23 protein-coding genes, 4 tRNA genes and 2 pseudogenes are annotated in these 23,414 nt (G+C 60.4%); 14 read left to right on the plus strand and 15 right to left on the minus strand.

Going from position 1 to position 23,414, the window contains the following annotated elements; translation table 11 throughout:
• Positions 1–294, plus strand: coding sequence for a DUF2845 domain-containing protein (locus MA884_RS25500; protein WP_256233109.1), 294 nt, complete (start codon positions 1–3; stop codon positions 292–294).
• A 326-nt stretch (positions 295–620) separates the two neighbouring features.
• Here the strand turns inward: MA884_RS25500 and MA884_RS25505 are convergent, their stop codons facing one another.
• Positions 621–974 (minus strand): BON domain-containing protein, encoded by a 354-nt coding sequence (locus MA884_RS25505; protein ID WP_256233110.1) that lies wholly within the window; start codon positions 972–974, stop codon positions 621–623.
• Between the two features lie 279 nt (positions 975–1,253).
• A complete protein-coding gene (locus tag MA884_RS25510; RefSeq protein ID WP_256233111.1) occupies positions 1,254–1,676 on the minus strand; it encodes a pilin in 423 nt (140 codons plus the stop codon).
• A 225-nt stretch (positions 1,677–1,901) separates the two neighbouring features.
• On the opposite strand from MA884_RS25510, the gene pilB reads away from it, so the two are divergent.
• The 5 genes from pilB to yacG are packed head-to-tail and all read left to right on the plus strand — an operon-like array spanning position 1,902 to position 6,525.
• Positions 1,902–3,602: a type IV-A pilus assembly ATPase PilB gene (pilB, locus tag MA884_RS25515; protein ID WP_256233112.1), complete on the plus strand. Its 1,701-nt coding sequence runs from the start codon at positions 1,902–1,904 to the stop codon at positions 3,600–3,602.
• Positions 3,603–3,604: 2 nt separating this feature from the next.
• Positions 3,605–4,822 carry a type II secretion system F family protein gene (locus MA884_RS25520; RefSeq protein ID WP_256233113.1) on the plus strand — a complete coding sequence of 406 codons (1,218 nt, stop codon included), beginning with the start codon at positions 3,605–3,607 and terminating at the stop codon, positions 4,820–4,822.
• 1 nt (position 4,823) lies between these two features.
• Positions 4,824–5,693, plus strand: a complete 870-nt coding sequence (locus MA884_RS25525; protein ID WP_256233114.1) for an A24 family peptidase — start codon at positions 4,824–4,826, stop codon at positions 5,691–5,693.
• Between the two features lie 11 nt (positions 5,694–5,704).
• Entirely contained in the window at positions 5,705–6,328 is a 624-nt protein-coding gene (gene coaE, locus MA884_RS25530) for a dephospho-CoA kinase (RefSeq protein ID WP_256233115.1), read from the plus strand.
• Complete coding sequence (yacG, locus tag MA884_RS25535; protein WP_214918202.1) at positions 6,325–6,525, plus strand: DNA gyrase inhibitor YacG; 201 nt, start codon at positions 6,325–6,327, stop codon at positions 6,523–6,525. Before coaE ends, yacG begins: the two co-directional genes overlap by 4 nt.
• Positions 6,526–6,579: 54 nt before the next feature.
• On the opposite strand, the gene MA884_RS25540 is transcribed toward yacG, so the two are convergent.
• Both MA884_RS25540 and MA884_RS25545 read right to left on the minus strand, forming a co-directional pair.
• Positions 6,580–6,795 carry a hypothetical protein gene (locus tag MA884_RS25540; protein ID WP_256233116.1) on the minus strand — a complete coding sequence of 72 codons (216 nt, stop codon included), beginning with the start codon at positions 6,793–6,795 and terminating at the stop codon, positions 6,580–6,582.
• 63 nt (positions 6,796–6,858) lie between these two features.
• Entirely contained in the window at positions 6,859–7,545 is a 687-nt protein-coding gene (locus tag MA884_RS25545) for an energy-coupling factor ABC transporter permease (protein ID WP_256233117.1), read from the minus strand.
• A gap of 144 nt (positions 7,546–7,689) precedes the next feature.
• Between MA884_RS25545 and MA884_RS25550 the strand changes: the two genes are divergently transcribed.
• Genes MA884_RS25550 through MA884_RS25565 form a run of 4 tightly spaced genes read left to right on the plus strand, consistent with a single transcriptional unit; the run spans position 7,690 to position 10,425 of the window.
• Positions 7,690–8,316 carry a DUF1780 domain-containing protein gene (locus MA884_RS25550; protein ID WP_047229866.1) on the plus strand — a complete coding sequence of 209 codons (627 nt, stop codon included), beginning with the start codon at positions 7,690–7,692 and terminating at the stop codon, positions 8,314–8,316.
• A complete protein-coding gene (locus tag MA884_RS25555) occupies positions 8,313–8,840 on the plus strand; it encodes an MOSC domain-containing protein (protein WP_256233118.1) in 528 nt (175 codons plus the stop codon). Before MA884_RS25550 ends, MA884_RS25555 begins: the two co-directional genes overlap by 4 nt.
• Before the next feature lie 52 nt (positions 8,841–8,892).
• Positions 8,893–9,066 carry a DUF3094 domain-containing protein gene (locus tag MA884_RS25560; protein ID WP_214918225.1) on the plus strand — a complete coding sequence of 58 codons (174 nt, stop codon included), beginning with the start codon at positions 8,893–8,895 and terminating at the stop codon, positions 9,064–9,066.
• 60 nt (positions 9,067–9,126) lie between these two features.
• A complete protein-coding gene (locus MA884_RS25565; RefSeq protein ID WP_256233119.1) occupies positions 9,127–10,425 on the plus strand; it encodes an NAD(P)/FAD-dependent oxidoreductase in 1,299 nt (432 codons plus the stop codon).
• Positions 10,426–10,579: 154 nt separating this feature from the next.
• On the opposite strand, the gene MA884_RS28135 is transcribed toward MA884_RS25565, so the two are convergent.
• The 9 genes and pseudogenes from MA884_RS28135 to rluD all read right to left on the minus strand — a co-directional run bounded on the left by MA884_RS28135 (position 10,580) and on the right by rluD (position 17,457).
• On the minus strand, positions 10,580–11,443 hold the full coding sequence (locus tag MA884_RS28135) for a methyl-accepting chemotaxis protein (protein ID WP_371134829.1): 864 nt from the start codon (positions 11,441–11,443) through the stop codon (positions 10,580–10,582).
• Positions 11,435–12,205: pseudogene (locus tag MA884_RS28140) on the minus strand (MCP four helix bundle domain-containing protein); the annotation flags it as partial. The pseudogene MA884_RS28140 and the gene MA884_RS28135, both read right to left, overlap by 9 nt.
• Positions 12,206–12,350: 145 nt before the next feature.
• Positions 12,351–12,427, minus strand: a tRNA-Pro gene (locus tag MA884_RS25575).
• 94 nt (positions 12,428–12,521) lie between these two features.
• Positions 12,522–12,597, minus strand: a tRNA-Lys gene (locus MA884_RS25580).
• 5 nt (positions 12,598–12,602) lie between these two features.
• A tRNA-Pro gene (locus tag MA884_RS25585) sits at positions 12,603–12,679 on the minus strand.
• Positions 12,680–12,686: 7 nt separating this feature from the next.
• Positions 12,687–12,762, minus strand: a tRNA-Asn gene (locus MA884_RS25590).
• A 315-nt stretch (positions 12,763–13,077) separates the two neighbouring features.
• Positions 13,078–15,642, minus strand: coding sequence for an ATP-dependent chaperone ClpB (clpB, locus tag MA884_RS25595; RefSeq protein WP_256233121.1), 2,565 nt, complete (start codon positions 15,640–15,642; stop codon positions 13,078–13,080).
• A gap of 130 nt (positions 15,643–15,772) precedes the next feature.
• Entirely contained in the window at positions 15,773–16,498 is a 726-nt protein-coding gene (gene pgeF, locus MA884_RS25600; RefSeq protein WP_256233122.1) for a peptidoglycan editing factor PgeF, read from the minus strand.
• On the minus strand, positions 16,495–17,457 hold the full coding sequence (gene rluD, locus MA884_RS25605) for a 23S rRNA pseudouridine(1911/1915/1917) synthase RluD (protein WP_256233123.1): 963 nt from the start codon (positions 17,455–17,457) through the stop codon (positions 16,495–16,497). Before rluD ends, pgeF begins: the two co-directional genes overlap by 4 nt.
• 151 nt (positions 17,458–17,608) lie before the next feature.
• On the opposite strand from rluD, the gene MA884_RS25610 reads away from it, so the two are divergent.
• The 4 genes from MA884_RS25610 to MA884_RS25625 all read left to right on the plus strand — a co-directional run bounded on the left by MA884_RS25610 (position 17,609) and on the right by MA884_RS25625 (position 21,909).
• A complete protein-coding gene (locus tag MA884_RS25610) occupies positions 17,609–18,625 on the plus strand; it encodes an outer membrane protein assembly factor BamD (RefSeq protein ID WP_256233124.1) in 1,017 nt (338 codons plus the stop codon).
• 125 nt (positions 18,626–18,750) lie between these two features.
• Complete coding sequence (locus MA884_RS25615) at positions 18,751–18,984, plus strand: PP0621 family protein (protein ID WP_256233125.1); 234 nt, start codon at positions 18,751–18,753, stop codon at positions 18,982–18,984.
• Positions 18,974–20,566: an ATP-binding protein gene (locus tag MA884_RS25620; protein WP_256233126.1), complete on the plus strand. Its 1,593-nt coding sequence runs from the start codon at positions 18,974–18,976 to the stop codon at positions 20,564–20,566. The genes MA884_RS25615 and MA884_RS25620 overlap by 11 nt, the downstream gene beginning before the upstream one ends.
• Complete coding sequence (locus tag MA884_RS25625; protein ID WP_256233127.1) at positions 20,563–21,909, plus strand: sigma-54 dependent transcriptional regulator; 1,347 nt, start codon at positions 20,563–20,565, stop codon at positions 21,907–21,909. The genes MA884_RS25620 and MA884_RS25625 overlap by 4 nt, the downstream gene beginning before the upstream one ends.
• A 197-nt stretch (positions 21,910–22,106) precedes the next feature.
• On the opposite strand, the gene MA884_RS25630 is transcribed toward MA884_RS25625, so the two are convergent.
• Both MA884_RS25630 and MA884_RS25635 read right to left on the minus strand, forming a co-directional pair.
• Positions 22,107–22,472, minus strand: coding sequence for a DUF6124 family protein (locus MA884_RS25630; protein WP_256233128.1), 366 nt, complete (start codon positions 22,470–22,472; stop codon positions 22,107–22,109).
• Positions 22,473–23,298: 826 nt separating this feature from the next.
• Positions 23,299–23,414, minus strand: a pseudogene (locus tag MA884_RS25635) (nucleoid-structuring protein H-NS); the annotation flags it as partial.

The following is a 23,414-nucleotide window of genomic DNA, read 5'->3' on the forward strand; positions in this document are numbered from 1 at the left end:
ATGAAGCGTCTGTGCGGGCTCAGCCTGGTCTTGCTGCTCGCCAGCGGCCAGGCGGCGGCCGACACATTGCGTTGTGGCAGCCAATTGATCAGCGTCGGTGACCGTTCCAGCGAAGTCCTGCAAAAATGCGGGCAACCCGCAGCGCGGGATGACCTGGGCTACAAACGCAGTGTCAATCGCCGGGAAGAATACCCGGTGGAAGAATGGACCTACGGCCCCAACAGCGGCATGTACCAGTACTTGCGCTTCGAAGGTAACCGGTTGGTGCAGATCACCAGCAAGCGGGGGCGCTGAGCGGTCCCCTGCTCATTCCGTTGGCACGGCGTGGGATGTGCCGCCGCTAATCGCGAGCAGGCTCGCTCCCACATTCGAACGCATCTTGCCGAAGAAACTCGTCCATTGTGGGAGCGGGCTTGCTCGCGAAAAGGGCAACTCGATTTCCCAGGCCGATCCCTGAATACTTTTCCATCGCGCAATAGAACAGGCCCCCGGCACGAATGCCGGGGGCCTGTAATGGCCACGTCCGTGTGGCCTTTCGCATGAACTCCAAAGCAACGGCAAACGTATGTCTCAGCCCGCTTGCCGTGCCTTCTCCCGGTCCAGGCGAGAAGCCTTGAGTCTTACTCGGATTTCAGGCCGTCAGCCGAAACGTCTCTGACGCCTTTGATTTTCTTGGTGATCGCCACGGCGGTATCTTTTTGCGCGTCGGTCAGGACGGTAGTCGACGACAGCGACACTACGCCTTTATTGGTTTCTACCTTGATATCGGAACCTGGAATGCCGTCTTCAGTGACCAGATCGGCTTTGACCTTGGTGGTGATCCAGGTATCAGAAACGTCTTCCTTGGCTTCTGTCACTTCACCAGCAGCCAGCATCATCGGAGCCTGAGTTGCTTGAGTGGTCTCGGCGAAAGCGCTAGCCATGGTCAGAGTCAGGGCGGTGGCAGCTGCGGCAGTGATAGCGAACTTCTTCATACGAGTAACTCCTGTTTTTCTCAAAAACTGCCGGAGGTGTTTCCCGGCAGGGTTATCAGGAGTAGTGCGAAGGCTGTGCCAGTTTTCGCCGATGAATTAATTCGTTTTAAATCAACATGTTAAGCGAAACGGTGATTTTCACAATCATGCAAAATGCATGGCTTGCTGATTTGGGACATGCAAGTTGCGGGTTTTCGGCGCTCGCTAAGTTTATGAATTGTTAAGGTTTTCCGTGGCAAGGGGAAAGCGCCCTCGCCACATGCTCAGCCAGACCCGAAATCAGGGTGCAGCAGCTGCACCCGTGCAACCGGCGGGCAAGAATTCCTGGACCGCCGTCGAGCCACACGTCCAAACACCTGCTGCTGAACGGGAAAGGGTGATCGCCTTGCCAAGAACGGGAGCTGGCGCGTTCAACAGGGTGCAGGCAATGGTTCCGGTTCCGTCCGCTGCAGTACCTGAAGCGGTCAAGGTGCAATTGCTGGTGGGCGATGTTCCACCGATGTTGGCTAACGTCGGGTTGGTTCCCTGGTTCATGACGTCCTCGAACGGCACTTTCAATGCGGAGACTTCCGCAAGCCCCGCCGTAGCCTTCGCCCGCGCCTGATACTTGGAATACTGCGGCAACGCAAACGTCGCCAGGATGCCGATGATCGCCACAACGATCAGCAACTCGATCAAGGTAAAACCGTTTTGCTTATTCATAGAGAATCTCCAAAGCATGAGGTGGAATCTCATGACCTGAACAGACCATTGCATGGCATGTGCCAAGCCTGACGCGCCCGCTGGCAAGGGACTTCACTGCGCACCGGCCCCGTGTCCTACCCCAACAACCGCACTATCTGACGTTTTTTGTCACCCCGCCCCGCTGGTTTGGTCTGGATGCTTGACTAGGCTATAAGTCATGAACTGTCCGCGTCCGGGATTCCCATGAATGACATCGCCTTAAGCGGTCTGGCCAAGCAATTGGTGCTGGCCGAACTGATCACCGAGCAAAGTGCGCAGCAGGCGTACCAACAAGCCCAAAGCAGTCGCATGCCCCTGGTCAGTTACCTGGTGCAGAACAAACTGGTCCAGAGCCGCCAGGTGGCGGAAATTGCCTCGGAGCATTTCGGCGTGGCGTTGCTGGATCTCAACAGCCTGGACAAGGAAACCCAACCCACCGGCCTTGTCAGCGAAAAACTGGTACGTCAGCATCACGCCCTGCCGCTGTGGCGGCGTGGCAACAAGCTGTTCGTGGGCATCTCCGACCCCACCAACCACCAGGCCATCAATGACATTCAGTTCAGCACCGGCCTGACCACCGAAGCGATCCTGGTGGAGGATGACAAGCTCAGCGATGCCATCGAGAAGTTTTTCGAATCCACCAGCACCGGCCTGGAAGGCATGGGCGATGTCGACCTCGACGGCCTGGACATCGAGTCGATCGATGATCACAAGCAGGACTCCATCGCCGGCCAGGATACCGACGACGCGCCCGTGGTGCGGTTCGTCAACAAGATGCTGCTGGACGCGATCAAGGGCGGCTCCTCCGACCTGCACTTTGAACCCTATGAAAAAATCTACCGGGTGCGGGTGCGTACCGACGGCATACTGCGGGAAGTGGCCCGCCCGCCGATCCAGTTGGCCACCCGCATCGCCGCGCGCCTGAAGGTCATGGCCAGCCTCGATATTTCCGAGCGGCGCAAACCCCAGGACGGGCGCCTGAAAATGCGCCTGTCGAAAAACAAGTCCATCGACTTCCGGGTCAACACACTGCCCACGCTCTGGGGTGAAAAAGTGGTGATCCGGATCCTCGACCCCTCCAGTGCGCAGATGGGTATCGATGCCCTGGGCTACGAGCCGGACCAGAAAGAGCTGTACATGGCCGCTCTCAAACAACCACAAGGGTTGATCCTGGTGACCGGGCCCACCGGCTCCGGCAAAACCGTGTCGCTCTATACCGGGCTGAATATCCTCAACACCGTGGACATCAATATTTCCACCGCTGAGGACCCCGTGGAGATCAACATGGAAGGCATCAACCAGGTCAACGTAAATCCACGCCAGGGCCTGGATTTCGCCCAGGCCCTGCGCTCGTTCCTGCGCCAGGACCCGGACGTGATCATGGTGGGCGAGATCCGCGACCTGGAAACCGCCGAAATTGCCATCAAGGCCGCCCAGACCGGACACATGGTGCTCTCCACCCTGCACACCAACAGCGCCGCCGAAACCCTGATCCGTCTGCACAACATGGGCATTCCCGGCTTCAACATCGCCACCGCGGTCCACCTGATCATCGCCCAGCGGCTGGCGCGCAAGCTGTGTCCCCATTGCAAAAGGGCCATCGAGATTCCCGAGGAAACCCTGCTCAAGGAAGGCTTCCCCCGGGAACGCATCGGCTCGTTCACGATCTATGAGCCGGTCGGTTGCGAACAGTGCAACAACGGCTACAAGGGGCGCGTGGGGGTTTACGAAGTGGTCAGGAATACGCCCGAGCTGCAACGGCTGATCATGGCCGAGGGCAACTCGTTGGAAATCGACCTGCAAATGCGCAAGGACGGTTTTAATGACCTGCGCGCGTCGGGACTGCTCAAAGTGATGCAAGGCATCACCAGTCTCGAAGAAATCAACCGGGTCACCAAGGATTGAACATGGCGGTCAAGGCAATAAAAACCGACGTTTACACGTGGGAAGGCAAAGACCGCAAAGGCACGAAAATGACCGGCGAACTGACCGGTCAGAGCCCGTCCCTGGTCAAGGCCCAGTTGCGTAAACAGGGCATCAATCCAGGCAAGGTACGCAAGAAGTCCACCTCGATATTCAGCAAGGGCAAGCGCATCAAACCGCTGGATATCGCCCTGTTCACCCGTCAGATGGCAACCATGCTCAAGGCCGGAGTGCCCTTGTTGCAGGCGTTCGACATCATCGGTGAAGGCTTCGACAACGCCAACATGCGCAAGCTGGTGGACGAGGTGAAACAGGAAGTCGCCGCCGGCAACAGCTTTGCCGCGTCGTTGCGCAAATGCCCGCAATACTTCGACGAGCTGTATTGCAATCTGGTGGACGCCGGTGAACAGGCTGGCGCCCTGGATACGCTGCTGGAGCGGGTCGCGACCTACAAGGAAAAAAGCGAAGCCCTCAAGGCCAAGATCAAGAAGGCCATGACCTACCCGGCAGCCGTGGTGCTGGTCGCCGCCGTGGTCACGGGGATTCTGCTGGTCAAGGTCGTGCCACAGTTCGAATCGGTGTTCTCCGGGTTCGGCGCCCAACTGCCGGCCTTCACGGTGATGGTCATCGGCCTGTCGGAATTCATGCAACAGTGGTGGTGGATGCTGCTAGGTGGCGCGGTGGCTGCGTTCTTCGGTGTCAAACACGCACTCAAGCGCTCCCAGGGCTTGCGTGACTGGCGCGATAAATGGCTGCTTAAACTGCCGCTGATCGGCACCTTGATGTACAAATCCGCCGTGGCCCGCTATGCCCGGACCCTTTCCACGACTTTCGCTGCCGGCGTGCCGCTGGTGGAAGCCCTGGACTCGGTCTCTGGCGCCACCGGCAACGTGGTGTTCAAACGTGCAGTACAGCGCATCCGGCAGGATGTCTCGACCGGGATGCAGTTGAATTTTTCCATGCGAGCTTCAGGCATATTCCCGAACATGGCGATCCAGATGACCGCCATCGGCGAGGAGTCCGGCGCGCTGGACGACATGCTCGACAAAGTGGCGAGCTTTTATGAAGCCGAGGTGGACAATCTGGTAGACAACCTCACCAGCCTGATGGAACCCTTCATCATGGTGGTCCTGGGGGTGGTTGTCGGCGGCCTGGTGGTCGCCATGTACTTGCCCATCTTTCAACTCGGCTCTGCGATCTGACATGCCCCTGACTGACTTTTTCGCGCTTTACCCCCTGGCCTTCGTGCTCGCCGCGTTATTGCTCGGACTGATCATCGGCAGTTTCCTCAACGTCCTGGTGTGGCGCCTGCCCAAGATGCTCTCGCGCGAATGGCGGCTGCAAGCCCATGACTTGCTGGGCCTGCCCGCCGAAGCCCCTGGTCCGGTCTACAACCTGATGCTGCCCCACTCCCAATGCCCGCACTGCGGCCACCGCATCCGGGCCTGGGAAAATATTCCGCTATTGAGTTACCTGGCGTTGCGCGGTCGTTGCTCCAGTTGTGCCGCGCCCATCGGCCGACGTTATCCCTTGACCGAGCTGGCCTGCGGCATCCTGTCGGCGTTCGTCGCCTGGCATTTCGGCTTTGGCTGGCAGGCCGCAATGGTGATGGTGCTCAGTTGGGGCCTGCTGGGCATGAGCCTGATCGATGCCGAGCATCAATTGTTGCCCGATACCCTGGTGCTGCCGTTGTTGTGGCTGGGCTTGATCGTCAACAGCTTCGGGTTGTTCGTCTCCTTGAGTCAGGCGATGTGGGGCGCCGTGGCCGGCTATCTGACGCTGTGGACGGTGTTCTGGGTGTTCAAATTGATCACTGGCAAGGAAGGCATGGGCTACGGGGATTTCAAGCTGCTGGCGATGCTGGGCGCTTGGGGTGGCTGGCAGATCCTGCCACTGACGTTGCTGTTGTCATCGCTGGTGGGCGCCGTTATCGGGGTCATTGTGCTGCGCCTGCGTGATGCACCGACGTCGACGCAAATCCCCTTTGGGCCCTATCTGGCCATTGCCGGCTGGATTGCCTTGCTCTGGGGTGGTCAAATAACCGACTTCTATTGGCAATCTGTCGGTTCCTAATGTCGATTCTAATGAATAGCCCCGCAGAAAAACCCTGGATTCTCGGCCTGACTGGCGGTATCGGCAGCGGCAAAAGCGCGGCGGCCCAGCACTTTATCGACCTGGGCGTGCATGTCGTCGACGCCGATCACGCGGCGCGCTGGGTGGTTGAGCGCGGACGCCCGGCGCTGGCTAAAATCGCCGAACACTTTGGCCCCGGGGTATTGCAGGCCGACGGCACACTGGACCGAGCGGCGCTGCGCCAACTGATCTTCGAAAATGCCGAGCAACGCCGCTGGCTCGAGGCGCTCCTGCATCCGTTGATCGCCGAGGAAATCGCTCATCATCTGGCCCAGGCACAATCGCCCTACGCGATTCTGGTGTCGCCGCTGTTGATCGAGTCGGGACAGTACGCCATGACCCAGCGGATCCTGGTGATCGATGTGCCGGAACAACTACAGATCGAACGCACCTTGCAACGCGACAAGACCAGCGAGCAACAGGTCCAGGCGATCCTCAAGGCCCAGTCCAGCCGTCAGGATCGCTTGAGCCATGCCGACGACGTGGTGGTCAATGACCGCGACCTCGCCTGGCTGCACAGCGAGGTTGAACGTCTGCATCACTTTTACCTTACTTTGCGTGGAGGCCAGTCATGAGCCAAACCCCAACCGTTGATTGCCCAACCTGTGGCGCCCCCGTGGAATGGAGCCCGGAAAATACCTTCCGGCCCTTCTGCTCCGACCGCTGCAAACTGATCGACCTGGGCGCCTGGGCGTCGGAAGAACACAAGATCCCGGTCAGCCCCGATGCCGAGGACGACCTGTTCAGCGAGGATTTCGAGCCTCGCCATTAAGGCCACATCGTTCACTCAGAAGCGGTCTGAATCATTGTGGGCAGCATTCACCCACTAAGGCCGCATGAAACCGTAGTCCTGTTCATCGTCGAGGTTTTCCGCGAGGAAACTCAACTCATCGGCCAGGTCTTCAGGGCTGCGCACCGCCTTGCTCTGCTGCACGATCGCACTGAGCAAGGCACGCAAGCTCAAGCCCGGGTCAAAGCCGATCTCCACCGCCGCATCGTGGCTGCGCCTGATCTCTTGTCTCGCCCACTCATAAACACTCATGGCTGTGCTCCTGGAAGTTTTCCAGAGCATGAAGCGCGCCCGGCTGGTCAGCCTTGATGTGAATCAAGGCTTGTCGTCATCCTTCCAGGGGGCCGACAAATAGCGCGTACGGTTGAAGGTCTCCAGCCATTCGGGGCTGAACACCACCAACGCACTGACCACCATGCCGTTGATAAACGCCTCGGGAAAGATGATCAGCCAGAGGTAGCCGATGAAATCTTCCAGCCAGTAAGGCATGGCGAACACCCCGTCGTACCACAGCAGACCAAGCCCCACCAGAAGGCACAACAACGCCGAAAGCGCGGCGGCGAGAAATCCCGAACAGAAGATATACACAAACAGATTGCGCGGCTGGGCGCGCTCCACCAGGATCGCGCAGCACTCGGTAACCAACACCGGCAGCAAAATCAGCAACGCACCGTTGATACCCACCGCCGCCATGTCCTGCCGCCCCAGCAGCACCAGGGCAAGCTGGGCGCAAAGGCCGCCGAGAATCGCCAGTGGCCAGTCCAGCAGCAGTGTCACGGCAGTCATGCCGATGAAGTGATACGAGACGCCGGTATCGAAATCCCGTCGCACCAGCCACAACATGAACAGGGCCAGGACCGTACCGAACAGCAAGTGCTGACGACGGCTGTCGGTGAACAGCTCCACCCATGGCGCCCGCGCTACGGCCCAGGCCAGCACCGGCACATAAATCAGCCAGCCGGCCGTCAGCGTCTGCGAGGACAGCAGTTCGGCACCGATCATGGCGTTACTCCTCTGGCTTGCCCTTGCATCAAAGACTCCATGATCACCTCAAGACTCAAGCCGGCAGTCTACACCCCGCCCTGAAAGCCCATAAATCAACGCAGCGCTTTCAGCTTGTTGCAATTGAACGCTAAGCTTGGGCTCATGGATGATTCAGATTATTTACGCCTGCTGACCATCGCGGCCGAGCAAGCCAACGCCTTTCTCTCCAATGCCCGCAAATGGGAGCGCGAGCGTTGGGTCTGCCAGCGGCTGTTACAAGGGCTGAACGTGCCCTATCGCGCCGACGAGTTCGCCCCCGCGGGAGAGCCGCCGGACGTATTGTTTCGCGATGCCAACTTCGAGGTGTTTTTTGTCCTCGACGAAGGCCGTCGCCTCAATGACGAATGGCGCGACGAGCTGCAACGCCGCCGTAGCGCTTTCTCCCTGAGCCAACTGGTACGCCGCGAAGCCAAGCCCCGACGCATCCCGGCCAATGAGTTCCTGCTGCGGCTGGCCCCGACCCTGCGCAAGAAAGCCCACAACTACACCGAACGCGGCATGGATCTGGGGGAGCTGGACATCATCGCCTTCGCCAGCCTCAAGCGTGAAGTGCTGGACCTCAACAGCCATTTTCCGCCGCCTACCGAATACCTGCGCCAGGGTTGGCGTTCGCTGTCGTTGGTAGGGCCGACGTTTGCCCGGGTGCTGTTCGCCCATCCCGATGCGCCGGATTTCCTGCGCAGCAATCTGGGGCGCAGCATCGTGTTCGATGTCGGGATCAGCCTGTGAGCCCACTGCAGGAGCTGATTGCCGCGGTGCCTCAGCAAGGCCGCGTGCGCTGGATAGGGGTGCGACCCCAGGGCCATGCGCCAATGATTGAACTGGACGTCGTGGAGGCACGCCTGGAAGCCGGCCTGACGGGCGACCATGCCCGTCCCGGCGTGCGTAATGCACGACAAGTCACCTTGATTCAGTGGGAACACCTGGCCGTGATCGGTTCGCTGATGGGCCGCCCGGCGGATCAACCGGTGCTGCCGCAAGAGCTGCGACGCAACCTTGTAGTCAGCGGCATCAATCTGTTCAGCCTCAAGGGCCGACGCTTTCGCATCGGCCAGGCCATCTTCGAAACCACCGGCTGGTGCCAGCCGTGTGCGCGACTGGAGCGCAATCTCGGCGAAGGGACGTTCCAGGCCGTGCGCGGCCATGGCGGAATCACCGCACGGGTGTTAAAAAGTGGAATCATTCGCCTGGACGACAGTTTGAGTGTCGAACCTGTTCCGGCCAGCGGCTACGCTGCTTTCAATGCCGGATAGCCAGACGCTGTAGCGTCTATACCTTTCGCAACGTCTACCTGCCGAGGCCTTTATGACCAGCCGCCTGAACCCGGAAGACCAGAAGCATGTCGAAGAGTACCTGCAACTGTCCCAGCACCGAGTCGAGCGCCGGCCTTTCCGGCCGTGGATGCTCCTGGTGGTGGTACTGGCCATCACCATCGGCCTGGGCCTGTTGAGCCGAATGATCAGTTACCTGACGCTATGAGTTGCGTGGCACTCGCTCGGGTAACGGCACCGATTTCCTTTAGCCTTGCGAGATATCCCCATGACTCATCGTATTGTCATCGTTGGCGGCGGCGCCGGCGGCCTGGAGTTGGCTACCCGTCTGGGTAAGACGCTGGGCAAGCGCGGCACGGCCAGTGTGATGCTGGTCGACGCGAACCTGACCCATATCTGGAAACCGCTGTTGCACGAAGTGGCGGCCGGTTCCCTGAACTCCTCCGAAGACGAACTCAACTACGTCGCCCAGGCGAAATGGAACCACTTCCAGTTCCAGCTCGGGCGCATGAGTGGCCTGGATCGTGAGCGCAAGAGCATCCAGCTGGCCGCCACCTATGACGAGACGGGCCTGGAGCTGTTGCCGGCCCGGGAACTGGGTTACGACACTCTGGTAATCGCCGTCGGCAGCACCACCAACGACTTTGGCACCGAAGGCGCGGCGCAGCATTGCCTGTTCCTCGACACCCGCAAACAGGCCGAGCGTTTCCATCAGCAATTACTCAACCATTACTTGCGCGCACATGCCGGGCAAACCGACGTGGTCGAGCGCATCAGCGTCGCCATCGTCGGCGCCGGTGCGACGGGCGTTGAACTGGCCGCCGAACTGCATAACGCCGCCCATGAGCTGGCAGCCTATGGCTTGGACCGGATCAAACCGGAGAACATGCACATCACCCTGATCGAAGCCGGGCCGCGGGTCCTGCCGGCATTGCCAGAGCGCATCGGCGGACCGGTGCACAAAACCCTGGAGAAACTCGGGGTCGATGTCATGACCAACGCCGCTGTTGACCGGGTGACAGCCGACAGCCTGATCACCGTCGATGGCAAGGTCATCGACGCGAGCCTGAAAGTCTGGGCCGCCGGGATTCGCGCACCGGATTTCCTCAAGGAAATCGACGGTCTGGAGACCAATCGCATCAACCAGTTGCAAGTGCTGCCGACCCTGCAAACCACCCGTGACGAGGACATCTTCGCCTTCGGCGACTGCGCCGCCTGCCCGCAACCGGGCACCGACCGCAACGTCCCACCCCGCGCCCAGGCAGCGCACCAGCAGGCGTCGCTGCTGGCCAAATCCCTCAAGCTGAGGATCGAAGGCAAGGCGCTGCCGCATTATAAATACACCGATTACGGCTCGCTGATCTCGCTGTCGCGTTTCTCGGCGGTGGGCAACCTCATGGGCAACCTCACCGGCAGCGTGATGCTCGAAGGCTGGCTGGCGCGGATGTTCTATGTATCGCTCTACCGCATGCACCAGATGGCGCTGTACGGCATGTTCCGCACGGCGATGCTGATGCTGGGCAGCAAGATCGGACGCGGGACCGAGCCTCGGCTTAAGTTGCACTGAGTCAGCAGAACAGAGGTTGAATGATCCATCGCTTCGCGAGCAGGCTCGCTCCCACAGTTGATTGCGTCATCCTGTGGGAGCGAGCCTGCTCGCGAAGACGGCAGTGCAGTCAATATTTATCTAAACGATAAAACTCGATCTGCGTAGCCACCGATCAAACCTGAAACCGCTGCACCATCGTGCGCAGCGAATTCGCCAGCTGCGACAACTCATGGCTGGACGCGCTGGTCTGGCCCGCGCCGGAAGCCGAGCGCACCGACAAATCGCGAATGTTCACCAGGTTGCGATCCACCTCACGGGCGACCTGCGCCTGCTCCTCTGCGGCGCTCGCGATCACCAGGTTGCGTTCGTGGATTTCATTGACCGACGCCGTGATGGTCTGCAACGCGTCCCCCGCCCGCTCGGCCATGGCCAGGGTACTGGCGGCGCGACTGGAGCTGGCCTGCATGGAGTCGAGTGCCTGGGTGGCACCGCTGCGCATGCCCTGGACCATTTGCTCGATTTCCTGGGTCGATTGCTGCGTGCGATAAGCCAACGCCCGCACTTCATCCGCCACCACCGCAAACCCACGTCCGCTCTCACCCGCCCGGGCCGCTTCAATGGCCGCGTTGAGGGCCAGCAGGTTGGTCTGCTCGGCGATGGCCCGAATCACGTCCAGCACCTTGCCGATATCCTGCGACTGGTTGGCCAAAGATTGCACCAGGCCTCCGGTCACTCGCACATCGCTGGCGAGGGCGCCGATGGCATCGACCGTGGCGCTGACCCGCTGCTGCCCAAGGGATGCCGACTCACTGGACTGACGCGTGGCATCGGAGGTGGAAACCGCATTGCGCGCCACCTCCTCCACGGCAGTGGTCATTTCGGTGACGGCGGTGGCCGCCTGTTCAATTTCGTTGTTCTGTTGTTGCAGGCTGTGGGTGCTGTCGAGCGTGACGGCGTTCAGCTCATCGGCCGCGGTGGCCAGTTGCGCGGCCGAACCGCTGATGCCCTGCAACGTCTCACGCAGATTCTGCTGCATGGCCGCCAACGCCTTGAGCAAGCGGCTCACTTCGTCATTGCCATGGGTCTCGATGGGCCGAGTCAGGTCACCCCGAGCGACGTTCTCCGCAGCGTTCAGCGCCTCCCCCAAGGGTTTGACAATACTGCGCGTGAGCAGCATGGCCAGGGCCACCGTGGCCAGGGCGGCGAGCACAATGAACAGACTGACGATCATGCGGGAATTGGCGTAGTGCTCCTGGGACTTCTGGCTCTCGATGGACACCTGCTTGGAGAACAACACTGCCAGATCGTTGAGCTGCTTGCCGGAACCGTCCACCACGGTCTTCATGTCCACCAGCAGCAGCTTGATCAGCTCGTCCCGACGCCCCTGCTCCGCCAGGGTGAAGGATTGCGCGATACCGGTACGGTAAGCGGCGAATGTCTGCTTGAACTGCTCGTAGAGGGCCTTGCCTTCAGGCGTCACGACAAGTTTTTCGTAGGCGGCGATTTTTTCGCTCAGCTCCTTGTCGCGCGTGTCCATTTGCCCACGGTACACCGGGATGTTCTTCGGGTCTTGGTCCAGGGCCATGCGCAGGGAAATGGTGCGGATCCGCAGCATCCACTCGCGGATCTCGCCCCCCTCGCGAATGCTGGGCAGCCATTGGGTTTCCACTGCAACTTCGCTGTCACGAATGCTCGACATTTGTCCCAGCGCAAACACCCCGAGCAATGCCACCAGCACGGCGATCAAGGCAAAACCCAACGCGGCACGAGGGGCGATATTCAACTGACGAAGAACCATAGGGAATGCCTTTTTATTGTTGGCCTGAAGTGGGGCCAGGCCCCTGTCGGCGTGTTATCGGCAGGTTGTACGATGTCTTAAGTCCTATCCACTTTATCGCAGGCAAAAAAAATCCCCGTATCTTTCGATACGAGGATTTTTAATATGGTCGGGGTAAGGGGATTCGAACTCCTGACATCCTGCTCCCAAAGCAGGCGCGCTACCGGACTGCGCTATACCCCGGTAAAAAAAAGGCGACCTTCGCAAGTCGCCTTCCTCGATCAGCGCTTTTGGCCTCTGATCTTAAGATTCGATTCCAGCGAGCTGGTTTCAAAAATGGTGGGTCGTGTGGGATTCGAACCTACGACCAATTGGTTAAAAGCCAACTGCTCTACCAACTGAGCTAACGACCCAAATATGGTCGGGGTAAGGGGATTCGAACTCCTGACATCCTGCTCCCAAAGCAGGCGCGCTACCGGACTGCGCTATACCCCGATTGAAATGGCTCCGTGACCAGGACTCGAACCTGGGACCCAATGATTAACAGTCATTTGCTCTACCGACTGAGCTATCACGGAACTGATATTTCAAGTTACTACTATTTGAAGCTACAACGTTGAAGCTAGCTTCACCTCTTTTACCCGTTCGCATCGCTGCGTTCGTGTGTCTGAGGCGCGCTATTCTACAATCTTAAAAACCTCTGTCAACCCCTTAAATTGCTTTCAAGACAATGATTTGCAACTTATTTTGGATTGCTTCTCAGGGAGAAGTGACCCTTGGGGGTGACGTACTGCGGGGCGCACTTTACAAGCCTTTTCCTTTGAGTTCAACGGCCTGATGAAAAAAATGGCCTCGCGCTGCGAGGCCATTCCAATCACCCGATACATGGGCCTTCAGTTGAAGACGATTTCGTCGTTCTCCACAGTGCCGGTCACGGTTTCGCCCGGCATGAAGCGCCCGGACAGAATCAACTGCGCCAACGGGTTTTCGATCCAGCGCTGGATCGCCCGTTTGAGTGGCCGTGCGCCATAGACCGGGTCGTAACCCACCGCGATCAGCTTATCCAGCGCCTCGCCACTCAATTGCAGCTTCAGCTCGCGCTCGGTGAGGCGGCTGCGCAGACGTCCCAACTGGATCTCGGTGATGCCAGCGATCTGATCACGGGCCAGCGGCTCGAAGATCACCACTTCGTCCACCCGGTTGATGAACTCCGGCCGGAAGTGGGTGGAGATCGCGTCCATCACGGCGGCGCGTTGCGCCTCGCGGTCGCCCACCAGTTCCTGGATCTGCGCCGAGCCCAGGTTGGAGGTCATCACGATCACGGTGTTGCGGAAATCCACCGTGCGTCCGTGGCTGTCGGTCAGACGACCATCTTCCAATACCTGCAGCAAGATGTTGAACACATCCGGGTGGGCCTTCTCGACCTCATCAAGCAGGATCACCGAGTACGGCTTGCGCCGCACAGCCTCGGTCAGGTAACCGCCCTCTTCATAGCCGACATAGCCCGGCGGCGCACCGATCAGCCGCGCCACCGAATGTTTCTCCATGAACTCGGACATGTCGATGCGTACCATGGCCTCTTCGGTGTCGAAGAGAAACTCGGCCAGCGCTTTGCACAGCTCGGTTTTACCGACACCGGTCGGGCCGAGGAACATGAACGAGCCGCTCGGACGATTCGGGTCCGACAGCCCGGCTCGAGACCGGCGCACGGCGTTGGAAACCGCCACCACCGCTTCTTCCTGACCGATCACCCGCTGGTGCAGCAGGCTTTCCATCTTCAGCAACTTGTCGCGCTCGCCTTCGAGCATCTTCGACACCGGAATACCGGTCCACTTGGACACTACTTCAGCAATTTCTTCTTCGGTGACCTTGCTGCGCAGCAACTGGTTTTCGCTCTTGCCGTGCTGGTCGACCATTTGCAGGCTGCGCTCCAGATCCGGGATCACCCCATACTGCAGCTCCGCCATGCGGTTGAGGTCGCCTTTACGGCGAGCCGCTTCCAGTTCCTGGCGGGACTGTTCGATCTTTTGCTGAATCTGCGCCGAGCCCTGGACTTCAGCTTTCTCCGAATTCCAGATTTCCTCGAGATCGGAATATTCGCGCTCGTGGCGAACGATTTCTTCCTGCAATTTTTCCAGGCGTTTCTTCGCCGCTTCGTCGCTTTCTTTCTTCAACGCCTGGGATTCGACCTTGAGTTGAATCAGGCGCCGCTCCAACCGATCCAGCACTTCAGGCTTGGAGTCGATTTCCATGCGGATGCGGCTGGCGGCTTCGTCGATCAGGTCGATGGCCTTGTCCGGCAATTGACGGTCGGTGATGTAGCGGTGGCTGAGCTTGGCCGCGGCGATGATCGCGCCGTCGGTGATCGCCACCTTATGGTGGACCTCATACCGCTCTTTGAGGCCGCGCAGGATGGCGATGGTGTCTTCTTCGCTCGGCTCCTCCACCAGCACTTTCTGGAAACGCCGCTCAAGGGCCGCATCCTTCTCTATGTACTGACGGTACTCGTTGAGCGTGGTCGCACCGACGCAATGCAACTCGCCACGGGCCAACGCAGGCTTGAGCATGTTACCGGCGTCCATCGAGCCTTCGCCCTTGCCAGCACCGACCATGGTGTGCAATTCGTCGATGAACAAAATGATCTGCCCTTCCTGCTTGGACAGCTCATTGAGCAGGGATTTGAGGCGCTCTTCGAACTCGCCGCGGTACTTGGCCCCAGCGATCAGCGAGCCCATGTCCAGGGACAACAGCCGCTTGCCCTTGAGGCCGTCCGGTACTTCGCCATTGATAATGCGCTGGGCCAAGCCTTCGGCGATGGCGGTTTTACCCACGCCAGGCTCACCGATCAGCACCGGGTTGTTCTTGGTGCGGCGTTGCAGCACCTGGATCGTGCGGCGGATTTCGTCGTCGCGGCCGATCACTGGGTCAAGCTTGCCTTCCTCGGCGCGCTTGGTCAGGTCGACGGTGTATTTGTCCAGCGCCTGGCGGGATTCCTCGTGGTTGGCGTCGTTTACCGCTTCGCCGCCACGCAGGTTGTTGATGGCATTTTCCAGGGCTTTCTTGCTCACGCCCTGGCCAAGCAACAGCTTGCCGAGCTTGCTGTTCTCGTCCATGGCGGCGAGCAACACCAGTTCGCTGGAGATGAACTGATCGCCCTTCTGCTGGGCCAGGCGGTCGGCCTGGTTGAGCAGCCGCGCCAGATCCTGGGACATGTTCACGTCCCCTGTCGGATTCTGGATCTTGGGTAGCTGGTCGAGCTCCTTGGCCAGTTCTTTGCGCAGGCTGCTCACGTCAAAGCCCACCTGCATCAGCAGTGGTTTGATGGAGCCGCCCTGCTGTTCGAGCATGGCTTGCATCAAATGCGCCGGTTCGATGCCGGGATGGTCCAGGCCGACGGCCAGGGACTGGGCATCGGACAGGGCCAACTGTAATTTACTGGTTAAACGGTCAATACGCATGGGTCACCTTCCTTTTGAGCAGGCCGGACCTAAAAAACATCCTGAATGAAGAAACCTGCCAGATACCGCTATAGATGTGGACGATTCTGGAAGATTCAAGCAATGCGCTATTGATACAGATCAGAGAAGTCTAGCGTTCGAGCCAGATCAGGGAAGCGAAGCGACCGGTACGCGGGTTGCGCCGGTAGGAAAAGAAACGTGGATCGCTCACGGTGCAGAGGCCACCACCGTACACCGCAGTGACACCGCGCGCGGCCAGCCGCAAGCGGGCCAACTGATAGATGTTGGCGAGGAACTTGCCGGGATTGGGGCTCGCGGCAAAGGCTTTTCCTGCTTCAGGCAGTTGCACGACGAAGGCTTCACGCACTTCCGGCCCGACTTCGAACGCTTGCGGGCCGATGGCCGGGCCGAGCCAGGCCAGGGTTTCATCCGCGGGCACGGCAAGGCTGTCGAGGGTGGCTTCCAGCACGCCGTTCGCCAGCCCGCGCCAACCGGCATGGGCTGCCGCGACGCGGCTGCCGGCACGGTTGCAGAACAGCACCGGCAGGCAGTCCGCCGTCATCGCTGTGCAGGCGATACCCGGCGTGGCGGTCCAGCTCGCATCGGCGGTGGCCACCTGAGCCGGATCAGCCTCGACCACGGTAATACCGTGGACCTGCTGCAACCAGGCCGGACGGATGGCAAATCGATCGGTGAGGCGGCGACGATTCTCAGCGACAGCCATAGGCTCATCGCCCACATGGTCGCCCAGATTGAGGCTGTCGAACGGCGCCAGGCTGACGCCGCCGGTACGGGTAGTGACGCAGGCCTTTACCCAGGCCGGCGCGGGCCAGTCGGGTATCAGCCAGTCATTCATCCGATGAACGCCTCGCGGTCCTGCTTGAGCAACGTCAGCAGCCAGACGAAGTCATCCGGCAGTGGCGACTCCCAGCTCATGCGTTTGCCGGTGGTCGGATGATCCAGCTCCAGGAAACGCGCGTGCAGCGCCTGGCGCGGGAAGCTTTTCAATGACTCGACCATGGTGATGCTCGCGGCCGGCGGAATGCGGAAACGTCCGCCATAGGCCGGGTCGCCCACCAACGGGAAGTTGATATGAGCCATGTGCACGCGGATCTGGTGGGTACGACCGGTCTCCAGCTTCACTCGCACATGGGTGTGGGAACGGAAACGCTCCAGCACGCGATAGTGGCTGACCGCCTGCTTGCCGCCTTCCATCACCGCCATGCGCTGGCGCTGCTGGCCGTGACGGCCGATGGGGGCGTTGATCTTGCCACCGGCAGTGACCACACCGATCACGATGCATTCATAAATGCGGCTGACGCTGCGACTTTGCAGCTGTGTGACCAGTTGTGTCTGCGCCTGAATGGTCTTGGCCACCACCATCAGACCGGTGGTGTCCTTGTCCAGGCGGTGCACGATGCCGGCGCGGGGCACATTGACGATGTCCGGCACGTGGTGCAACAAGGCGTTGAGCAGGGTGCCATCGGCATGACCGGCGGCGGGATGCACCACCAGGCCCGCAGGCTTGTTGATCACCAGGATGTCGTCATCTTCATAGACGATGTCCAGGGCAATGTCCTGGGCGACCCATTCTCCCTGGGCCTCCTGCTCGGCAGTCAGTTCGAGGATGGCGCCGCCATGGACGATGTCGCGCGGGCGGATCACCGCCCCATCCACAGTCAGGTGGCCGTCCTTGATCCAGGCGGAAAGGCGCGAGCGCGAGTGCTCGGCGAAGAGTTGTGCGGCGACTTGATCGAGGCGTTGGCCGCCCAATTCGGACGGCACCTCTGCGCGAAGTTCTATTTTATCGGACATGCTCGGACTGGGCGTCGGCACAGCCTTTGGTTTCGGCTGCGCGCTTGTGGTTAAATACGGCGTCTTTTGCCCCGAGGCTTTTCAACGGGGCGCTCATCATAACAGGACGGCCCCGCCCAAGACAGCGGCCGTCATAGGGACGCAAGCCGCCATGCAAGTGAAACACCTGCTGCTGATCGCCATCCTCGCATTGACTGCTGCTTGCTCGTCGAAGGAAGTCGTAGACGAAAACCTGAGCGAAGTCGAACTGTACCAACAGGCGCAGACCGACCTGGACAACAACAGCTATACCAGCGCCACGGCCAAGCTCAAGGCCCTGGAGTCGCGGTATCCGTTCGGTCGCTACGCCGATCAGGCCCAGCTGGAGCTGATCTACGCCAACTACAAGAACGCCGAGCCGGAAGCTGCGAAATCCGCCGCCGAGCGCTTCATTCGTCTGCACCCGCAGCACCCGAACGTCGATTACGCTTATTACCTCAAGGGCCTGACTTCCTTCGACCAGGACGTCGGCCTGCTGGCGCGCTTCCTGCCGCTGGACATGACCAAGCGTGACCCGGGCGCCGCGCGCGACTCCTACAACGAGTTCGCCCAACTGACCAGCCGCTTCCCCAACAGCCGTTATTCGCCTGACGCCAAGCAGCGCATGATCTACCTGCGCAACCTGCTGGCTGCCTACGAAATCCACGTGGCTGACTACTACCTGACCCGTCAGGCCTACGTCGCCGCCGCCAACCGTGGCCGCTATGTGGTGGAAAACTTCCAGGAAACCCCATCGGTGGGCGACGGCCTGGCGGTGATGACCGAAGCGTACCAGCGCCTGCACCTGGACGATCTGGCGGCCACCAGCCTGGAAACCCTCAAGCTGAACTACCCGGATCACCCGTCCCTGGAGGATGGCCAGTTCACCCCACGGGTTGACGAAGCCGACAACCGTTCGTGGCTGAGCAAGGCGACCCTGGGCCTGATCGAATCCCGCCCGCCCCTGCCGCCGGGCGAAACCCGCGCCAACCAGGACGTGCAGCGCCAGTTCCAGGATGCCAAGGAAGCCATTCCCGCCGAACTCAAGCCCAAGGACGAAAATGGCGACGTGCTCGAAGAGGAAGAGCCTGAGAGCGAATCCAGCGATCGTTCCTGGTTCAGCTACATGACTTTCGGCCTGTTCGACTGAGGCCAGGCGTCAGCCAAAAAGGGAGACCCACGGGTCTCCCTTTTTTGTGCCTGGATTTTATAGCGCTGTGCGCCGTTCCTGTCCTTGGCTAAACTGCCTGATCATTAGTCAAAAAGCCGCCCATCATGCTTCGTTTACTATTCTGGATCGCCCTGATTGCCGCCGCGATATGGTTGTGGCGCAAGTTCAAGAGCACCTCTGCCGCACCAAACGCCCCTCGGGAACGGGACGCACCGCCCATGGTCCGTTGCGCCCATTGCGGCGTGCACCTGCCGCGTGACCGGGCATTGGCTCTCGAACAACAGTGGTATTGCAGCCAGGCTCATCTGGAGCAAGGCCCGGGCACTCGTGATCGCTGAGCAAGCCTCAAGCCCTCGCGTCAAACAGACGCAGCGCCTGCTGCGTCTTTATCACCTGTACCGCTTAAGCATCGGCATCACCCTGGTGCTGCTGATCTCCAGCAACATGGACAACCGCCTGCTGGAGTTCGCCAACGACGATTGGCTGCGCAGCGGCAGTTGGCTATACCTGATACTGAATATCCTGCTGGTCGTGTTTCTTGAGAACACGCGCCGCCCTGCCCGACTGTTCGGCCTGGCACTGACCGACGTACTGTTGCTGTCGTGGCTGTTCTTCGCCGCCGGTGGCGCCCCCAGCGCCATCGGCAACCTGCTCATTGTCTCGGTGGCCATCGGCAATACGCTGTTGCGAGGCCGGATCGGGTTGTTGATCGCCGCTGTCGCCACACTTGGCATCGTCGGATCAACCTTGTTCCTCGACCTCAGCGACTCGAGCCGTCCCAGCAGTTACCTGCAAGCCGGCACCCTGGGGGCTTTGTGTTTTGCCGCCGCACTCCTGGTGCAAGGCCTGACTCGGCGACTGGAAGCCAGCGAAACCCTGGCCGAACAACGGGCCAGCGAAGTGATCGGCCTCGAAGCGCTCAACGCGCTGATTCTGCAACGCATGCGCACCGGCATCCTGGTGCTCGATCGCCAGCGCCGGGTGCAATTGGCCAATGAAAGCGCGTTGAACCTGCTGGGTATGCACGATCTGGTCGGCCAGCGGCTCGACGACTGCTCCAGCACCCTGGTCGAACGCCTCCAACTGTGGTTGAACAACCCCAGCCTGCGTCCGCAAAGCCTGACCATCACCGGCACAGGCCTGACCCTGCAACCGAACTTCATCGCCCTGGGGCATCACGATCAGCACCAAATCCTGGTCTTCCTCGAAGACCTGGCCCAAGTGGCCCAGCACGCCCAACAGTTGAAACTCGCGTCCCTGGGACGGCTCACCGCCGGTATTGCCCATGAAATCCGCAACCCGTTGGGGGCAATCAGCCATGCGGCGCAATTGCTGCGCGAGTCCGAGGAACTGAACAGTGCGGATCGGCGTCTGACGCAGATCATCCAGGATCACTCCCAACGAATGAACCGCGTCATTGAAAACGTCCTGCAACTGTCCCGTCGCCAGCAAACCACAGCGCAACGGCTGGACCTGCGGATCTGGCTAGACCAATTCGTCCGCCAGGCCCGGGAAAGCGCGACCGAGCAGCAGCAATTGCACCTGAGCATCGACCCTGGCGACTACACCACGCTGATGGACCCCGACCAGTTGACCCAAGTGCTCGACAACTTGCTGCGCAACGCCTGGCGGCACAGCGCGATGGTCCATGAACAGGCCGAGGTCTGGCTGAAGCTGTTCATCGATCCCCATAGCCAATTGTCCACGCTGGACATTAGCGACAACGGCCCCGGCGTGACGCCGGACCAACAAGCGCATCTGTTCGAACCCTTCTTCACAACCAGCAGCCAGGGCACCGGCCTTGGGCTCTATCTGTCCCGTGAGCTGTGCGAAAGCAACCAGGCCCGCCTAGACTTCAAACCACGCCAAGGCGGCGGCTGCTTTCGCATCACCTTTGCTCACGGACGGAAACAGATTTGACTACACGCTCACGGCAACGAATCCTGATCGTCGATGACGAACCGGACATCCGCGAACTCCTGGACATCACCCTGGGACGGATGAAACTCGACACCCGCAGCGCCCAGAACCTTGCCCAGGCCCAGGCCCTGCTGGCTGAAGACTCCTTTGACCTGTGCCTGACCGACATGCGCCTGCCCGACGGCACCGGCCTGGAACTGGTGCAACACATCCAGCAACGCTACCCGCAACTGCCCGTGGCAATGATCACCGCCTACGGCAGCCTGGAAACCGCCATCGACGCCCTCAAGGCCGGCGCCTTCGACTTCCTGACCAAACCGGTCGACCTGGGACGGCTGCGGGAGCTGGTCACCAGCGCGTTACGCCTGCCGCCGGTCGCCATCCCGACAGCCTCCATTGAGCGCTGTCTGCTGGGCGACTCCCCGCCGATGCACAACGTGCGCAAACAGATCGAAAAACTCGCTCGCAGTCAGGCGCCGGTCTACATCAGCGGGGAATCGGGTTGCGGCAAGGAGCTGGTCGCCCGGTTGATCCATGAGCAAGGCCCGCGTTCCGGCCAGGGTTTTGTGCCGGTCAACTGTGGGGCGATTCCCACTGAGCTGATGGAAAGCGAGTTTTTCGGCCATCGAAAAGGCAGCTTCAGCGGCGCCATCGAAGACAAACCCGGACTGTTCCAGGCTGCCCACGGCGGAACTTTGTTCCTTGATGAAGTGGCCGACTTGCCTCTGGCGATGCAAGTCAAATTGCTACGGGCCATCCAGGAAAAGGCCGTGCGCGCCGTTGGTGGCCAGCAGGAAGAGGTGGTGGATGTTCGCATCCTCTGCGCCACCCACAAGGATCTGGACGCCGAAGTCACCGCCGGGCGCTTTCGCCAGGATCTATACTATCGACTCAACGTCATCGAACTGCGTGTCCCGCCCTTGCGCGAACGCCGCGAAGACATCGAACCGCTCGCCAATCACACCCTCCAGCGCCTGGCCGCCAACTCCGGCAGTCCCGCGGTAACGCTCCATCCCCAAGCCCTGGACGCCCTTCGAAACTATCGCTTCCCAGGCAATGTTCGGGAACTGGAAAACATGCTCGAACGCGCCTACACCCTTTGCGAGCACCAGCTGATCGAAGCCCATGACCTGCGCCTGGCCGAGGGCATTAGCACCACCGACGCAGGCAGCCCCGATCTGATGCGGGTCGATAACCTGGAAGACTATCTGGAGGACGTCGAACGCAAACTCATCCTCCAGGCGTTGGAGGAAACCCGCTGGAACCGCACGGCGGCGGCCCAGCGGTTGAAATTGTCGTTTCGGTCGATGCGGTATCGGTTGAAGAAGTTGGGGTTGGATTGAGGCGCGGTCCTGAAGCCCCCTACTTAACCTGTGGCGAGGGTGCTTGCTCCCGCTGGGCTGCGAAGCAGACCCGAACCTGACATCCCGGTGTATCAGGCTGATCGGGTCGCTACTTTTGGGGCTGCTGCGCAGCCCAGCGGGAGCAAGCTCCCTCGCCACAGGTTCGGCGTTCGCCTTGGTTGATTTACACCCCTTCTCTAGCCCTCCGGCACTGGTACCCGTTCGTCCAGAACACGATTGGCCAGTAATTCACTCAGTTCAATCAACTGCTGTACCCCCAAGGCGATATGCCGTCGCGAGCCTTCGAGTTCGAAGGCCAGGTCGCTGACGGTTGCGTTGGCTGAGGCCAGGGTTTCGCTGAGGTTGGCGAGCAGGCATTCGGTGTCGATGCCGTCCACGACGGTGAAAAGCTGGTTTGAGGCGGGTTTCTTTTTAGCTTCAGGCTTTGGGCCGAGGTAATAGTCGAGGGCGCGCTGGGCGGCTTCATCGAGCTGTTTTGGGTTAAGGCTGGAGTATGGGGACTCGTTATTGGTTTCTGAAGCGGATGGAGATTTGTCACACATTGCGGTACTCCAAAGGAAGGAATGGATTACCAAGTTTTGCGGGCCGCGACGCCCGGTCGCTGAATTGGCAGCGACGGGAAAAGGTTAACGAGAGACCTTCCCACCCGGCAACCGACAGAACTCGTCGGAAAACCCGGCTCGAATTAGGGGCTTTGTCCGACCATTCCCACAAATTCTGATTGGCTGTGAAGGCGCTATTGTGAGTGTGTATATCCATTTCTGCGGTAACGGCTACTTAGGGTTCCGCCCTTACGGCGGGTCACTTTCGAAAAGCGCGAAAGTAACCAAAGCGCTCATGCCCCACCACTCGGCACCTCGCCTAGGCTCGGTGTGCCCTCACTCCGGCATTGCTCCGTGGGCCCGCCGCGAAGGGCCATCCATGGCCCAGCGCGGCTATCCCGGCATCCATGCCGGGATGCCCACTGCGCAATGCCTGCGTTCGGCCAGTGTGGTTAACGGGGCGCCGAGATCAACGTCCTCCGCGAGGCGGCCTGACAGCCGGCCTGGTTTTGGGCGAACGCGTTTCTCCTGTGGGAGCGAGCCTGCTCGCGATAGCGGTGACTCTGTTTGCATCAATACTGAATGTGCCGCCTTCGCGGGCAAGCCCGCTCCCACAATAGAATTGGAGTACACCCGCAGAGCAGGTCGGCTATAAGGCCGCCTTCGCGAGCAAGCTTTGCTCCCACAGGTCCGCTCACAGGTCCGATGGGTGTACATCAGCAAGAAACAGGCCGGCTGTCAGGCCGCCTCGCGAGCAAGCTTTGCTCCCACAGGTCCAACCCAAACAGGTCTGATGGGTGTACACCCGCAAGAAACAGGCCGGCTGTCAGGCCGCCTCGCTTTTGATTTTGATCTGGGGCGCCCCGTTAACCACGCTGGCCGAACGCAGGTATTGCGTAGTGGGCACCTCGGCATGGATGCCGAGGTAGCCGCGCTGGGCCA

This window comes from Pseudomonas sp. Q11 (assembly GCF_024494355.1).
Classification (GTDB): Bacteria; Pseudomonadota; Gammaproteobacteria; order Pseudomonadales; family Pseudomonadaceae; genus Aquipseudomonas; species Aquipseudomonas hefeiensis.